Origin of the sequence: Paraburkholderia sp. NPDC080076 (assembly GCF_050281145.1) — a bacterium.
Taxonomy (GTDB): domain Bacteria; phylum Pseudomonadota; class Gammaproteobacteria; order Burkholderiales; family Burkholderiaceae; genus Paraburkholderia.
Map to the genome: position 1 here is coordinate 82,142 of NZ_JBNNWQ010000008.1, position 14,968 is coordinate 97,109.

Genomic DNA, 14,968 nt, shown 5'->3' on the forward strand with positions numbered 1-14,968 from the left:
GGGGTTAATTGCCGATATTCCTTGCAACCATGTAAGCGCCGCGCCCACGCGCGGGCTAGCACCAGCAAGGAAAGCCATGCGCAATAACCAGCCTGTCACCGGGCACGAGTACGAATTCCCGTCGTCACACATGCTTGTATCCGCGACCGATCTGACCGGCCGCATCCAGTACTGCAATCCGGCCTTCATCGCCGTGTCGGGCTTTACGCGCGACGAACTGATCGGCCAGCCGCACAACCTGATCCGCCATCCGGACATGCCGCGCGAAGCCTTCGCCGACATGTGGGCGACGATCCGCGACGGCCGTCCCTGGACCGCGCTCGTGAAGAACCGCCGCAACAACGGCGATCACTATTGGGTGCATGCCAATGTCACGCCGGTGGTGGAGAAAGGCGCGGTCGTCGGCTATTTGAGCGTACGCGTGAAACCGGAACGCAATGCGGTGCGCGCCGCCGAAGCGCTGTACGCGCGCATGCGCACCGGCGAGTCGCGCGGCGTGCAGTTGCGCCGCGGCGTGGTGGTGCGCACCGGCGTGCTGGGGCGTTTGCAGGCGCTCATGCGCCTTCCTGTTGCGACGCGTGCGGCAATCGGCTACGCGATCACGCCGCTGGCGCTCCTGCTGACGGGCCTCGCCGCGTGGCAAGGCGCGCCGCCTGTGCCGTTCTGGATGGCATTCGGCGTCACCACGGCAGTCAGCATTGCGTCATGGCAGGTGCTGACGCGCCAACTCGCCGCGCCGATTCGCGACATGTCGGGATTCGCCACGCGTCTCGCCGCCGGCGATCTGACCGCCGATCTGCAGATCGCGCGCCACGACGACCTCGGCGACGTGCTGCAAGCGCTGAATCAGTTGAAGGCAAATCTCGCGGCGATCGTCTACGACGTGCGCGCGCAGATCACCGGCATGCTCGATAACGCGCGCGAAATTTCCAGCGGCAATGTCGATCTCGCGAGACGCACTGAGTTGCAAGCGGCGTCGCTTGAAGAGACCGCCGCCACCATGGAAGAACTGACCACCACCGTGCAAGCCAATGCCGACGCCACCGTGCGCGCGCTCGATCTGGCAAGAGACGCCCAGGCGGCGGCGACGGTCGGCGGCAAGATCGCCGGCCAGGTCGAGCAGACCATGGCGGGCATCACAGCGGCATCGCGACGTATCGCCGACATTACCGGCGTGATCGACGGGATCGCCTTCCAGACCAACATCCTCGCGCTGAATGCCGCGGTCGAAGCGGCGCGCGCGGGCGAAGCAGGCCGCTCGTTCGCGGTCGTCGCGAGCGAAGTGCGCATGCTGGCGCAACGCTGCGCGGCGTCGTCGAAGGAAATCAAGTCGGTGGTCGAAGCGAGTGCCACCGAAGTCGCGGCCGGCACCGAACTGGTTGCGCGGACAACGTCGCAGATGCGCGTGATCGACGAGGCGGTGGGGCGCGTGTCGTCGATCATCGTCGACGTGGCGAATGAGAGCAGCGAACAGGCGGAAGGCATTCGCCAGGTCAATCAGGCGGTCTCGCATCTGGACGGCGCCACGCAGCAGAACGCAGCGCTCGTCGAGCAGGCGGCGGCCACCGCGCAGCGTCTGGCGGAACAGGCGGACGTGCTGGATGAAGCGGTGCGCCTGTTCACCGTCGCCGACGCAGCGCCGGCGCAACGCGCCGCCGACACGAAGCGTCGAGCGTTCGCCGCTGATGCAGCGCAAACGTCGGCGCCCGAGATCAACCGACACCGTGCGCCAGTCACCACACACGATGTCGAGCAGGAAGAAGCCGAATTGATCTGATAGATCGGCGTTACCCCCACCTCGACAGTCCAGTATTGACGCAGCACGATGGCAGCGTCAGCGCCCAGTTATTTGCAAGGGCAGGCTGACCCGAGTAACAACGGCGTTTAGCGGCCCGCCCTCTCCGTGGACGGGCCTATTTTTTTGTGGACTGGCTGCGGTGCTTGCGCTGTTGAGGATTGTTGAGGTTTTGTCCTCGATCATTTATTGCCACCCGTCCAGCAGACAAAGCGAACGGTGAGGGAATACGGGAACGCGTCTTCACGAACGCGCCACACGTCGATTGCCTCGCGCGAAGCGATGCTACGCTAGACAGGCAGCGTTTCCATTCTCGCGCCACGCGTGCGATCACGGCGACGCGCAAGCGCACTCTCATGCCGATTCCCGCTACCGGAGGCCGACGTGACCCCTTCCGACTCGCCACGCGTCAATCCGCTGTCTTCGCACCTCACCGCCATGGCGCGCAACAACGCCTGGTCGAACCTGCGCCTCTACCGCGCCTGCCTCACCTTGACCGACGAAGCGTTCGCCGAGCGCAGGGTGAGCTTCTTCCCATCGTTACAGCTCACGTTGAATCACATCCTTCTGGTGGACCGCTACTACTTCGATGCGCTGATCGGCGGCGGCGCAGGCCTCACCATTTTCGATAACGAATTGCCCTATCCGCGCGCAGCCGACCTGTGGGATGCACAAGCGCGGAGCGATCAGCAACTGCTCGCCTTCTGCGAATCGCTTACCGACGACGATCTGCAACGCGAAGTCCAGATCGACCGCGGTCCGCCGGTCGGGGTGCAACGCGAGAAGATCGGCAGCGTGCTGCCGCATGTGTTCGTCCATCAGATCCATCATCGCGGGCAAGTTCACGCGATGCTGAGCGGCACAGCGGCCGCCCCGCCGCAGCTCGACGAGTTTTTCCTCGCCGCCGACGCACCGCTGCGCGTTGCTGAACTCAGCGATCTGGACAAGATGCGCTAGCCGCGACGTACGCCGCGCCCGGCCCATTTCCCCTAACTGGAGCGCGCGTCAACAGCGTGACAGTCATGGAGAAGAATCGCACCGTCACGGGGCACGAAAAATGCATCCGTCGTTGCCGAGAGTCGCGTTAAACTGGTTGTCACGGCGGGACGTCACGACACGCGCTGCCCGGCGGGCCGCGCCAGTCAACGCGCTTGGCGGCGTGCGGCACGCAGGCAACTGCGCCGGCAACAACGTGAAGCGTGACGGTGGCGAGACAGACGCCGCACCATCCTGCCCGTACAATGGTTCGATCAACAACGGAACGAGGACAACTTCGATGCGCACTACCGGGTCTTCCGGGTCAATGGCCCTGCTCACCGAATACGACGACGCAACGGCGCGCGAACTTCGCTCGCTGCGCCTCGAATCGACAGAAGACGGCAAAGGCATTCTTTTGATCGAAGTCGATGAGCGCAAGCCAGGCATTCACCGCGAAGTGCGCTACGAAATCACGCCAGCCGAACTGATTGCCGCGATTCGCGCGCACGGCGCGGAATTGCCCGGCGAACAGCACAATCATCGTCAATGAAATTCGTCACGCGGCATTGCACTTTCAGTGTGAATGCCGCGTGACGCTTTAGCATCACCGTTCTCTAATTGCTTGCTGTGCGGTCGTCTACGGGCTTCCATCGGGCATTATTTCCGCTTTAGCAACACCGCACGACATTCACGCCTTTCTTGTTTTGTTCAAGTCGCGCTGCTAATGCGTCATTCAAGTGGTTGAGTGTGCTTGAGATTGCGCATTCCACACCCAAGTAAAGGGCTTCTTTTCAGGGCGTTTGCACGTCTTGAAAATGCGTCCATAATCCTTGCATTCTCCTTTGCATTTCCTACCTGCGCCGCGCCCGAAAGGGCTGCGGATGTAAGCCGATGCTACATGATCTCGTCGAGCAATATGGGCCGGCGCTCGTCTTCGTGAACGTGCTCGCCGCCTCGATCGGACTGCCGGTTCCGGCGATGCCGTCGCTCGTGCTGTTCGGGGCGATGGCGGCCATGCATCCCGGTTCCGTGGGCACGCAGTTGGCGCCGGTGCTCATCCTGTCGATATTCGCCACGCTGATCGGCGACAGCGCGTGGTATTTCGCTGGCCGTATGTACGGCGGCAATACGCTGAAAACGATTTGCCGCCTGTCGCTCTCGCGTGACACCTGCGTAAAAAAGACCGAACGCTTTTTCGGTCGCTGGGGCGTGCGCGTGCTGGCCGTCGCCAAGTTCGTGCCGGGACTGTCGATCGTATCGATCCCAATGGCGGGCGCCATGGGCACGCGCTACCGCACGTTCCTCACCTACGACAGCATCGGCGCCGCATTGTGGTCTGGCACCGGCCTGATCATCGGCGCGCTGTTCGCGAGGCAGATCGACATGCTGTTCGCCATGGCCGGACGCCTTGGCCGAACGGCCGCGCTGGTCGCCGTCGGCCTGCTGCTGGCGTATGCCGCGTATCGCTGGGTGCGCCGGCGCCAGCTGATTTCGAAGCTCGCGTCCGCGCGCATCGAAGTCGACGAACTGGCCTCGCTCGTGAAGGCGGGCAAAACGCCGGTGCTGTTCGACATCCGTTCGCATGAGAAGCGCAAGCTCGATCCGTTCATCATTCCGGGCTCGCAATTCGCCGACGAGCGGCAGCTCGACGAGATCGTCGCGACCTATCCGCACGATCAGAAGTTGGTGATCTACTGTTCCTGCCCGAATGAGATTTCCGCGGCATGGATGGCCAAGCAATTGAACGAAGCCGGTTTCTCCGATGTGCTGCCGCTGCGCGGCGGCATGGAAGCCTGGCGCGACTCGGGCAAGCCGGTGGACTCGCTGCCCAACATGCCGCCGCCCGACGTGGCGGTCGACGACGTCGCGCCGAAGGCCGTATAGCGCAAGCAGCGCACCTGGATTCGCGCCTTCGGGCGCCGCGCCGCTTCGCCTCTCGTTCGATCCATCAATGAACACCGAAGGAGCGGTTCAATGCTTTCGACTCAAGAAGCTGAAGTGCAACAAGCAGTAGGGCAACAGCAGGACGTCGTCGCCGACGCGCCGTTTTCGTCACTGTCGACGCGCATGCATCAGATGTTCCCCGCGCTCACCTGCGCGGAAATCGGTCGTCTGCGCAAGTTCGGCGAGATTGGCCACTGGAAAGCCGGTGAGCTGTTGTTCGAGACCGGTCTCACCGGTCCCGGCATGTTCGTGGTGCTCGAAGGGCGCGTGAAGGTCTATCAACGCGACGGCATTGGACGCGAAGTGCTGATCAACGAACATGGCGCCGGGCATTTCCTTGCCGAAGTCGGTCAATTGTCGGGACGACCCGCGCTGGTCAACGGCATGGCGCTCGGTTCGGTGGAAGCCTTGCTGATTCCGCCGGACCGGCTGCGCGCGCTGATTGTCGCCGAAGCGGAACTCGGCGAGCGCATCATGCGCGCGCTGATTCTGCGGCGCGTGTCGCTGATCGAAAAGGGCGCGGGCGGGCCAATCCTGATCGGCAACAGCAGCGACGCCCGGCTCGTCATGCTGCAAGGCTTCCTGTCGCGCAACGGCCATCCGCATTCCGTGATCGACGAACGCGACGAAGACGCGCTGCGTCTGATCGAGCAATTCGCCGCGCAAAAAGAAGACATGCCGTTGGTGATCTGCCCGGACGGCTCGGTGCTGCGTCACCCGAGCATGCCGGAACTCGCCACGTGCCTCGGCTTGCTGCCCGATCTCGACGATGCGCATGTGTACGACGTCGCGATTGTCGGCGCCGGCCCGGCTGGGCTCGCCACCGCGGTGTACGCGGCCTCCGAAGGCCTGTCGGTGATCGTGCTCGACAGCCGCGCGCCAGGCGGCCAGGCCGGCGCGAGTTCGCGGATCGAGAACTACCTCGGCTTTCCGACCGGCATCTCCGGTCAGGCGCTCGCGGGCCGCGCGTTCGTGCAGGCGCAGAAATTCGGCGCGCACGTCGCGATTCCGGTCAACGTGAAGGCGCTGCATTGCGCGGAGCGGCCGCATCGGCTGGAACTGAAGTGCGGCGGGCATATCACGGCGCGCGCCATTGTGATCGCGAGCGGTGCGGTCTACCGGCGCCCGGCGCTCGAAGGGCTCGACCGTTTCGAGGGACGCGGCGTTTACTACTGGGCGTCGCCGGTCGAAGCCAAGCTGTGCAAACGCCAGGAAGTCGTACTGGTGGGCGGTGGCAATTCGGCCGGCCAGGCGATCGTCTATCTGGCGACGCATGCGGCCAAGGTCCACGTCCTGATCCGGCGCAGCGGTTTTGAGGCCACCATGTCGCGCTACCTGATCGACCGGATCCGCTCGCTGCCGAATGTGTTCGTGCATCCGAACTCGGAGATCGGCCGGCTGGATGCGGACGAAAGCGGTTTGTCGTCGGTCGCGCTGAAAAAACCGTTGCCCGACGGCACCGATCATTTCGACACGCGCCATCTGTTCCTTTTCACCGGTGCGGACCCGAATACCGACTGGCTGCGTACCTGCGGCGTGGAACTCGACGAGAAAGGCTTCGTGCTGACCGGCACGAGTGCCGACGGCGCCTCGGCCTGCGATCTCGCGACCACGGTCGAGGGCGTGTACGCGATCGGCGACGCCCGCGCCGGCTCGACCAAACGGGTAGCGGCGGCCGTCGGCGAAGGCGCCGCCGTGGTCGCGCAGATCCATCAATTGCTGGCGGTATCGGCGGGAGAAGCGGTCCCGCTGAGCGCCTGAATGATTTCGATGGTCTGAAAATGCCCGCCGGCCTTGCAACCGCCGGCGGGTAACCTGCTGTTACACACGCCTTCAACTGGTTGCACCTGCTTGCCTTTCTGTCTCGTAATATCGTCGTCAGCCATTCGACAGGAGACAAGCATGTTCCAACGCGCGATCGTTTTCGCCGCCTTCGGCCTTGCCGCCGCCTGCGCATCGACTGCCGCCTCGGCGCGAGTGGACGTCGGCGTGTTCGTGAACACACCAGGCCCGGTGTACGCAGCGCCGCCGGTCTATGCGCCACCGCCCGTCGTGTATGCGCCCCAACCGGTCTACGGTTACGGCTACCGGGACGACTACTATCGCGGCGGCCACCGCCACTGGCACCACGATCATGGCCGTCATCGCGGCTGGGATCGGCATCACGGCCGCGGGTGGTAAAGGCAAGTTTGGGCGCTTCACGCTACAGTAGCGGTTGCTAATCTAGGCCGGGCCTTGTGTCCGCCCCCATCGCAGTCACTCACTGATCGACGCCCGCGTGAAGAATCTTTCGCTTTCCGCCGCCCGTACCCTGCATCTGGCCGCGCAAGGTTTGCTGACACCGCCGCGCCGCAAAGCCGTCAAGGCCGACGTGCTCGACACGATCCGCCGCATGGCGCAATTGCAGATCGACACGATTCACGTCGTCGCGCGCAGCCCCTATCTCGTGCTGTTCAGCCGGCTCGGCGCCTATCCGCAGCAATGGCTCGACGAGCATCTCGCCGAAGGCAAGCTGTTCGAGTACTGGTCGCATGAAGCCTGTTTCGTGCCGATCGAAGATTACGGCCTGCTGCGCCATCGCATGCTCGATCCGAGCGGCATGGGCTGGAAATACGCGGCCGAGTGGCACAAGAAATATCGCAAGGACATTGAGAAGCTGCTCGCGCAGATTCGCGCGAGTGGTCCCGTGCGCTCCGCGGATTTTGCCCGCGAGGCGGGCAAGAGCAACGGCTGGTGGGACTGGAAGCCGGAGAAACGCCATCTGGAAGTGCTGTTCGCGATCGGTCAATTGATGGTGGCCGAGCGGCGCAATTTTCACCGCGTCTACGATCTGACCGAGCGCGTGCTGCCGGATTGGGACGACGCGCGCGATCTGCCGCCCGCGCACACCGTGACCGAAGCCGTGTTACGCCGCACCTGCCGTGCGCTCGGTGTCGCGCGCGCCGATTGGGTCGCCGACTACTACCGGCTGCCACGACGCCCGTACCGCGACGAACTGCATGCGCTCGCCGACCAGGGCGAACTGATTCCGGTGCAGGTGGAAGGCTGGAAGCAGGACACGTTCGTGCATCGAGACTTCGCCGCGATACTCGACGATGCCGCGAGCGGCAAGCTCTCGTCGACGGTCACTACCGTGTTGTCGCCGTTCGATCCGGTGGTGTGGGATCGCAAGCGCGCGGCGGCGCTGTTCGACTTCGACTACGCGATCGAATGCTATACGCCAGCGGCGAAGCGCAAATATGGTTACTTCGTATTGCCGCTGCTGAGCCGTGGGCGTCTGGTCGGCCGCGTGGATGCGAAAGCGCACCGGACCCAAGGCGTGTTCGAACTGAAGTCGCTGCACATCGAACCGGGCGTGCGTCTGAGCGCCCGTCTCGCCGGCGATCTGCGCCGCGCGTTGCAACGCTGCGCGGATTGGCACGGCACGCCGCAACTACAAATCACGTCCGCGCCGCCGGAATGGCTCGACGCGTTAATGGTCGACGACGCCTTGGGCGATAGCGTGGCCGCCTGAACGCCCGATCAGCGCCGCACTCAATGCAGTGCCGCCCACGCAAGCGACAAGGAAAATACGCCGAGCACGATCGAAGCGCCACGTTGCATCTTCACCGGATTGAGCCAGGTGAGCCTGCCGCTGCCGAGCGCCGCGCCGAACGCGATCCACGCGAGCGCGATCGGCACCAGCAGGCACGCGAACATCAGCATCGAAAAGGCGTAGGCCGGCAGGTGCGCGAAAGCGACAGCCGGAAAGATCGTGCCGGCGAACAGCAAGCCTTTTGGATTGAGCAGCGTCGCCACGAACAACGTGCGCATGCCGCTCGCCCGCTGCGCCGAGTCGGGCAAGGCGACTGCCGCGCGCCACATGTCGACGGCGAGATAGGCGATGTACAAGCCGGCCGCAACGCGTAACACCGAGGGTAGCCAGGGCAGCGCATGAGCCGCTTGTACGAGGAAATGCCCCCACACGGAGATCGAGACGAGATAGCCGCCTAGTTCGGCGGCGATCAGCGGCAGTGAGCGCCGCACACCCTGGCGCAAGCCGGCCGCGGCAAGCAGTGTATTGGTAGGGCCGGGCGTGATCAGCACGACGACAATGCCGACGGCCAGCAGCGCGATAGCAGACGCAGAGAGCATAAAAAGGCGCAATGTTGGAGACAGTGCGCCTTTTTATCATAGACAGCGGCGGCGCCGAAATGCAGCGGCCGAATGCGATGATGAATCGCAGCCGCGTTATGCCGTCACCCCAAACAGAAGCAACGGCCGTTCGACATCGGCATGCATGCCAATGCGAATCGCGCCGCCGACCGGCAACGCGCCATCGCCTTTAGTGATCCAGCCTCGCGCGCAGCTCGCGAGCGGCTTCCAGCAGCCCTTCGTAACCCGAACGTGCATGCTCCGGCAGATCGGGATCGCCGACAAACGTGCCGAGCGTTTCGATCAGGCTATACAGGATGCCCTTCGCGGCGCCGGATGCAATGCTGCCCGACGATACCTGCTGATCCACGTGACTGAGCGCTGCGTCGAGGTTTTCCAGATCGGGCCGGTCGCCCGTGGGTGGCTTAGGCGTTACGTCTTGCGTCATGATGAAACTTCGCTCCTGTTGATGCAGCGGTGAACAAGCCATCCTTTCATGTTGTTATATACCGATCGTGCGTTGCCGTCCATTCGTGAACGGGGCGAACGCGATCGGCTTTAAGGCGTCCATCGATACATCAGAATTTTTGCGCGGGCGTCGTCTTCGAGCAGGACGACATACTCGCCATTGTCGCGTTGCGCCGCGCTGATGCCAAGATACACGTCCACCCAGCCGCTCGTGTTGCCGACGCTCGCGCCCGGCGTCATATAGCCGACGGCCTGGCCGGTGCGCGCGTCGTACACATCCACCTTCTGGGTGTACAGCTCGGCCACGAAGATGTAATTGCCCGCCACCGCGACGCCCACGGTCGTCGTTTGCGGATTGCTTTGTGTGTTCCAGGGCAGCGAAATCGTGTACTGCTGCGTCGGCGTGCCGGAACTCCAGTTGTCATAACGCGCGAGCACCGGGCCGGCCTCTTTCCAATGCGTCGCATCCCATGGAATCGCGCTGGTGAAGCCGGAGATGTACATGGTGTCGGTCGCCGCGATATAGACGATCCGCGCTATCCGCGTGAACGGCTGCGGCATCGCGAACATCTTCGAGCTGGCGTATGTGTAGATCGGATTGCCCGCGGAATCGAGGCCTTGCAGCGGCATTTCGCGGATGCCGCTCAACGGCGTGGCGAGCCAGACATTGCCCGGCGTGTCGACCCACCAGAAGCCGTTGCCGACGGTGCTGCCGGAGGACGGATTGCTGCTGATCTCGCTGGCGTCGACGCTGCCGTTGCCATTGCTGTCGCGCCATAGCCATTCGCCATACGTGGGCTGCGCCGCGGGCCATGTGCCCGGCAGCGGATTTTGCGCGAGCAGGCCCGACGGAATCGCCATTTCACCGTGCGCGGCATCGAAGCGGTACACGTTCAGATAATGCGCGCCCGGATCGAGCGTGTAGAGAAACGGCTGGCCATTGATTCGACGCACCATCGGCTCGCCACGCACGCCGCGCGGCTCGTGAAAAGTGGGGTCGTCCGGATAGTCGAAACGATCGAGCGTGAAACCCGCGTACGACCATTCGTGGCCGACGGGTTGGCTGTAATCGAGCGTGAAGCGCTTCGAGCCTGTGTAGACCGAATTGGGCGTGGCGGGATCGAACGCCGCGCTATCGACGAACGTCAGGCCGTACAAGCGCCAATTGAGGGCGTGCGAACTGTACACATAGCTTTCGAGCACCGCGCCTTGTCCAACCGATGCCGATCCGACCGGTCGCGGCCCTTCGCCGTTCTGCGCGACGTACAGATTGCCCGCGGGATCGACGCCGATGCCCGTCATGCCGTTGAAACGCCAATTGCCGGGCAGCCCCTTGACCGCGTGAAAGATGCCGTTGCGCGTGCCGATCGCGGCGGCGGCTTGCGGTTGACCGTTGGCGTCTTTGTTGAAGACAAGAATCTGTTGCGACGGACCGTTGTCCGCGACGAGGATTTGACCCGCCGGCGTGACCGCGATATCAGCCGGCACCGCGCCCGCCGGCAGCGTCAATGTACTGGCGAGCGCAGTGCCGTTCGCAGCATAGTGCTGAATCGTTAGGCTTCCAGAAGAGACACCGCTCATCACCCACAGCGTCGAATCGGTATCCACCGCAATGCGCCCCGGCGATGTCACGTTCCACGTGCGCAAGCGCTGCATCGAATTCGCGTCGAACACGACGATCCGGTTGGCGTAGGTGTCGGCCACATACAGTTCGCTGTCGGTGGCGGCCATGCCGCGAATGCTCGCGTCGTTGCCGGTCGCTACCGTCTCGAGCGGCAGAAAACTGTTCTTCGTCGCATTGGCGCTATTGCCAATACCGCCGCTGAACGGCGCGCCAGTCGCCAGATTGGCGAGCGTGCGGCGCGTGATGCCGTACCAGGTCAGGTTGGCTGCCGGATAATCCGCGCCGACCAGGGCGTTGCTCTCGTTGCCGATCGACATCGCGGCATACAGGTACGTGTGATTGACCGCGACCGCGTCGCCACCGGCTGCGCCCCAGCCATGCGTCGAACCGGCGACGGCGATCTTGTCGCCCGCGCGGTAGGCGGCGATTTCACTGCCGCTTTCGTCCCACGGCGCGTTGGTGTAAACGGTGCCGTCGGCGCCGACGCTGATGGCCTGGATATCCTGCTGCATCCATTTGCCGTCGCCGAAACCAAAGCTATTACCGATCCATGAAGTGGTGTAATTGAGTTGCGATTGCGCGGACGCATTCAGCGGGATAAGACTGTGCAAGATAACAACGGCCACGCCTAGGCGAGAGAACAATGTCACGACGGTATTTCCTTGCAAGGTGCGAAGCGCGCAGGGTCGGCGTGTCCGGCGCACATCCGCAGGCGTGCGGACGGATAGGCAATCGCGCCCGCGTAAATGTTGGCTTTTTATCCTCGCATAGAAAAATCGGAAATATATTGATAAAAAATTCGCATTAAATGTTGAATTGTACAAACAATTCGAAGCGCATAAGCCTGCGCACAAATGCGGTGCTATTTGCTATTTACGTGGATGCGATAAGCGCACCGACGCGCGCCTGCCAGCACATGCTCCTCGCGTTCAATCGAACCGTCTTCGCCGACAATCTCCGCGAAGAGTTGCAACTCCGTGCGGCAAAATCCCTGGCAGGTTCGCGCCGCCGCGCAAATCGGGCAATGGTTTTCTAGCAGCAGCCAGTCGCGTCCGTCTTTGTGCAACTCCGCCATGTAACCCTCGGCGCTGCGAATCTCCGCCAGCTTCGCGAGCCGCGCCTTGAGGCCTTTGACCGGCTTGAGCGCCGCCAGATAATTCGCGCGCGTTTCAACGGCCCGCTGGTCGATCAACTTGTCGAGTCCCGCTTCGCCGAATAGCTGACGTATCGACCCGAGCAGTTGCACCGTCAATTGCGGATGTGTGTCGGGAAAACGCGCGTTGCCCGCTTCCGTCAAAGCCCAGCTTTGACTCGGCCGCCCAGGTCCCGCTTGCGAAGCCTGACGTCCTTCTATCAATCCGCCGCTCAGCAGTTTCTGGATCTGCTGGCGCGCCGCCTCGACAGTGATGCCGAGTTCACTCGCGATCGACGCCGTCGACAACGGCCCCTGCACCTTCAACAGATTCAGGATGCGATCCACCGGCGCGGCTGTCGTCGCAGCGGACGCGACGCCCGGTGAATTTTCCAAGCTTTCGTTTGCATATCTCATTGAGTGCCATTATTATCCAAGCCAATACTTGGATAATAAGCCAGCCTTGCACGGCTGTCCACGACATGAAAAATCTGCAATCGAATGCGCCCGCATGGAGCGATCTTCTCAGTGGCAGCAACGGCTGGCGGGCGTTGGGGCTGGCCGGCGGCGTCGCGCTGCACGCCACCACCGTCTATGTCGCGACGACGATCCTGCCCTCAGTCGTGCACGAGATCGGCGGACTCGAACTGTATGCGTGGAACACCACGCTATTCGTGGTCGCGTCGATTCTGGGTTCGGTGTTGTCGGTGCGTCTGCTTGCGGTGCTCGGCGCGCGCGCCGCGTACTTCAGCGCGCTCGCCGTATTCGCATTGGGCACTGTCGTCTGCGCGAGCGCACCGTCCATGCCGTGGATGCTGGCCGGGCGCACGCTGCAAGGTCTCGGCGGCGGCATACTGCTCGCACTCAGCTATGCGCTGATTCGCGTCGTGTTCGAAGAGCGCCTGTGGCCTCGCGCGATGGGACTGGTGTCGGGCATGTGGGGCGTCGCCACGTTGTGCGGGCCCGCGCTCGGCGGCGTCTTCGCGGAACTCGGCGACTGGCGGCTCGCGTTCTGGGTCTTGCTGCCGGCCATCTTGCTGCTCGCCGTGATCGTGCATCGCGAGGTGGACGGCAAGCACGCGACCGGCGCGGCGGCGCCCGTTCCGTTGCTCAAGGTCGTGCTGCTCAGCGCATCTGTTCTGGTGATTTCGCTTGCCGCCTTGAGCGAGAACATTGTGTGGAACGCCATCGGCGTCGCAGTTGGCCTCGGCATCGTCTGGCTGCTTGCGAGACTCGAACGCGACAGCACGCGCACGCGCTTATTGCCGAGCGGGTCGTATTCGATTCGCACGCGCATCGGCAGCATTTATGCGTGCATGAGCCTGCTCGGCATCGGCGTGACCAGTGAAATCTTCGTGCCGTATTTCTTGCAGACGATTCATGGCCGCTCGCCGCTCGCGGCCGGCTATCTGACCGCGTTGATGGCGGCCGGCTGGTCGTGCGGATCGGTGTTCAGCGCCGGACGTTCCGCCGTCGCCGCGCAACGCTTGAGCCGCGCGGGTCCGGTCATCGAAGCGCTCGGTCTCGCCGCGCTCGCGTGGCTGATGCCGCAAGCCGACCTGTTCGACAGCGCAGGCGGAACGCTGACACTGTGCGCGGCGCTCGTCAGCGTTGGACTGGGTGTCGGAATCGGCTGGCCGCATCTGCTGACACGTGTGTTCACCGCCGCGCAATCCGGCGAGGAGAACCTCGCATCGCTCTCTATCACCACCATTCAACTCTTCGCGATGGCGCTCGGTTCGGCGCTCGCCGGCCTCGTCGCGAACGGCGCGGGTCTCACCACGCTGCCCGCGCAGCGCGGCGCGCAACAGACCGCCGCATGGCTGTTCGCGATCTTTGCGATTGCGCCGTTGCTCGCGGCGGGATTGATACGCCAGCAGCCGCGCTCAACCGGAGAAGCATCGTGATAGATCGCGTGCAGGCCATGCGGATTTTCGTACGCATCGTCGATACGAGCAGCTTTACGCGCGCCGCGGAATCGCTCGAAGTTCCGCGTGCCACCGCGACGACCACCGTGCAGGCGCTCGAGTCGCTGCTCGGTGTGCAACTGCTGGTGCGCACGACGCGCAAAGTCACGCTGACCGCCGAAGGCGCCGCCTATTACGAACGCTGCGCGCAAATTCTCGCGGCGATCGAAGAAGTCGAATCGGGTCTTTTCAACCAGCCTGAAAATTTGCGCGGCCGCTTGCGCGTGGCCATGCCGGGAATGATTGCGGCGTCGATCGTGGTACCTGCATTGGCCTCGTTTCATGCGCAGCATCCGCATGTGGAACTGGCGCTCGGCGTGCATCATCGCTCGCTCGATCTTGGGGAGAGTGTGGATTGCAGCATCGAGTTAGGCGAGTTACCGGACTCACGCCTGCTCGCGCGCCGGCTCGGTTCGATCGAACGCGTGACCTGCGCGAGCCCTGCGTATCTCGCACGATTCGGCGAGCCGCGCCATCTCGACGATCTCTCGGATCACGTCGCCGTGCACTGGCTGTCGACGCAAACCGGCCGCCGCATGGACTTCGACTTCAGCGTGGCGGCGCGAGCGAGCAAGGTGAAACTGGACAGCTTCATCCAGGTGAACGACGAACACACTTACCTCGCCTGCGGACTCGAAGGCCTCGGCTTGATTCAGCCTGGGCACGCGGTTGCCGCGCCGTACCTTGCGTCGGGAAAGTTGGTCGAAGTGTTGCCGAAGTGCAGGCCCGCACCGGTGCCCGTTTCGGTGACGTATGTGAAGAGCCGCCAGATTTCGCCACGCGTGCGCGCTTTCGTCGACTGGCTCGTCGAGATATTCGAAAGCGCGCCTGGCATGGTGAGAACGGCCACCGCGCCGCCGGCCGATTCATCGCCGTGGCCGGTGCTCGATTCGACTCGCGACGCCGCGCTCACGCCGTTTTGTTGA

At 63.5% G+C, this 14,968-nt stretch carries 13 protein-coding genes; 9 read left to right on the forward strand and 4 right to left on the reverse strand.

The annotated features are described in order from the left end of the window. The first annotated feature begins 76 nt into the window (after positions 1 to 76). The 7 genes from ACQKRQ_RS28110 to ACQKRQ_RS28140 all read left to right on the forward strand — a co-directional run bounded on the left by ACQKRQ_RS28110 (position 77) and on the right by ACQKRQ_RS28140 (position 8,231). Positions 77 to 1,777, forward strand: a complete 1,701-nt coding sequence (locus ACQKRQ_RS28110) for a methyl-accepting chemotaxis protein (protein ID WP_427480966.1) — start codon at positions 77 to 79, stop codon at positions 1,775 to 1,777. A 402-nt stretch (positions 1,778 to 2,179) separates the two neighbouring features. Next, the gene (locus ACQKRQ_RS28115; RefSeq protein WP_427480967.1) at positions 2,180 to 2,752 is read left to right on the forward strand and encodes a DinB family protein; all 573 of its coding nucleotides are present in this window, start codon (positions 2,180 to 2,182) and stop codon (positions 2,750 to 2,752) included. 319 nt (positions 2,753 to 3,071) lie between these two features. Continuing rightward, positions 3,072 to 3,323 carry a hypothetical protein gene (locus ACQKRQ_RS28120; protein ID WP_007178686.1) on the forward strand — a complete coding sequence of 84 codons (252 nt, stop codon included), beginning with the start codon at positions 3,072 to 3,074 and terminating at the stop codon, positions 3,321 to 3,323. Between the two features lie 341 nt (positions 3,324 to 3,664). Beyond that, complete coding sequence (locus ACQKRQ_RS28125; RefSeq protein ID WP_408431266.1) at positions 3,665 to 4,657, forward strand: DedA family protein/thiosulfate sulfurtransferase GlpE; 993 nt, start codon at positions 3,665 to 3,667, stop codon at positions 4,655 to 4,657. Positions 4,658 to 4,747: 90 nt separating this feature from the next. After that, on the forward strand, positions 4,748 to 6,478 hold the full coding sequence (locus ACQKRQ_RS28130; RefSeq protein ID WP_132383482.1) for an FAD-dependent oxidoreductase: 1,731 nt from the start codon (positions 4,748 to 4,750) through the stop codon (positions 6,476 to 6,478). A gap of 141 nt (positions 6,479 to 6,619) precedes the next feature. Beyond that, positions 6,620 to 6,898: a hypothetical protein gene (locus ACQKRQ_RS28135; RefSeq protein WP_132383480.1), complete on the forward strand. Its 279-nt coding sequence runs from the start codon at positions 6,620 to 6,622 to the stop codon at positions 6,896 to 6,898. A 97-nt stretch (positions 6,899 to 6,995) separates the two neighbouring features. Further along, positions 6,996 to 8,231 (forward strand): winged helix-turn-helix domain-containing protein, encoded by a 1,236-nt coding sequence (locus ACQKRQ_RS28140; RefSeq protein ID WP_427480968.1) that lies wholly within the window; start codon positions 6,996 to 6,998, stop codon positions 8,229 to 8,231. Between the two features lie 20 nt (positions 8,232 to 8,251). Here ACQKRQ_RS28140 and ACQKRQ_RS28145 read toward each other — a convergent pair whose 3' ends face one another. From ACQKRQ_RS28145 to ACQKRQ_RS28160, 4 genes are all read right to left on the reverse strand, one after another. Beyond that, positions 8,252 to 8,851, reverse strand: coding sequence for a LysE family translocator (locus ACQKRQ_RS28145; RefSeq protein ID WP_408177633.1), 600 nt, complete (start codon positions 8,849 to 8,851; stop codon positions 8,252 to 8,254). A gap of 190 nt (positions 8,852 to 9,041) precedes the next feature. Then, positions 9,042 to 9,299: a hypothetical protein gene (locus ACQKRQ_RS28150; RefSeq protein WP_132383474.1), complete on the reverse strand. Its 258-nt coding sequence runs from the start codon at positions 9,297 to 9,299 to the stop codon at positions 9,042 to 9,044. A 110-nt stretch (positions 9,300 to 9,409) separates the two neighbouring features. Next, on the reverse strand, positions 9,410 to 11,593 hold the full coding sequence (locus ACQKRQ_RS28155; protein ID WP_427480969.1) for a hypothetical protein: 2,184 nt from the start codon (positions 11,591 to 11,593) through the stop codon (positions 9,410 to 9,412). A gap of 212 nt (positions 11,594 to 11,805) precedes the next feature. Beyond that, positions 11,806 to 12,492: a helix-turn-helix transcriptional regulator gene (locus tag ACQKRQ_RS28160; RefSeq protein ID WP_427480970.1), complete on the reverse strand. Its 687-nt coding sequence runs from the start codon at positions 12,490 to 12,492 to the stop codon at positions 11,806 to 11,808. Between the two features lie 65 nt (positions 12,493 to 12,557). Here ACQKRQ_RS28160 and ACQKRQ_RS28165 point away from each other — a divergent pair, with 65 nt between their 5' ends. Beyond that, positions 12,558 to 13,982: an MFS transporter gene (locus ACQKRQ_RS28165; RefSeq protein ID WP_427480971.1), complete on the forward strand. Its 1,425-nt coding sequence runs from the start codon at positions 12,558 to 12,560 to the stop codon at positions 13,980 to 13,982. Beyond that, positions 13,979 to 14,968, forward strand: a complete 990-nt coding sequence (locus ACQKRQ_RS28170) for a LysR family transcriptional regulator (RefSeq protein ID WP_427480972.1) — start codon at positions 13,979 to 13,981, stop codon at positions 14,966 to 14,968. The genes ACQKRQ_RS28165 and ACQKRQ_RS28170 overlap by 4 nt, the downstream gene beginning before the upstream one ends.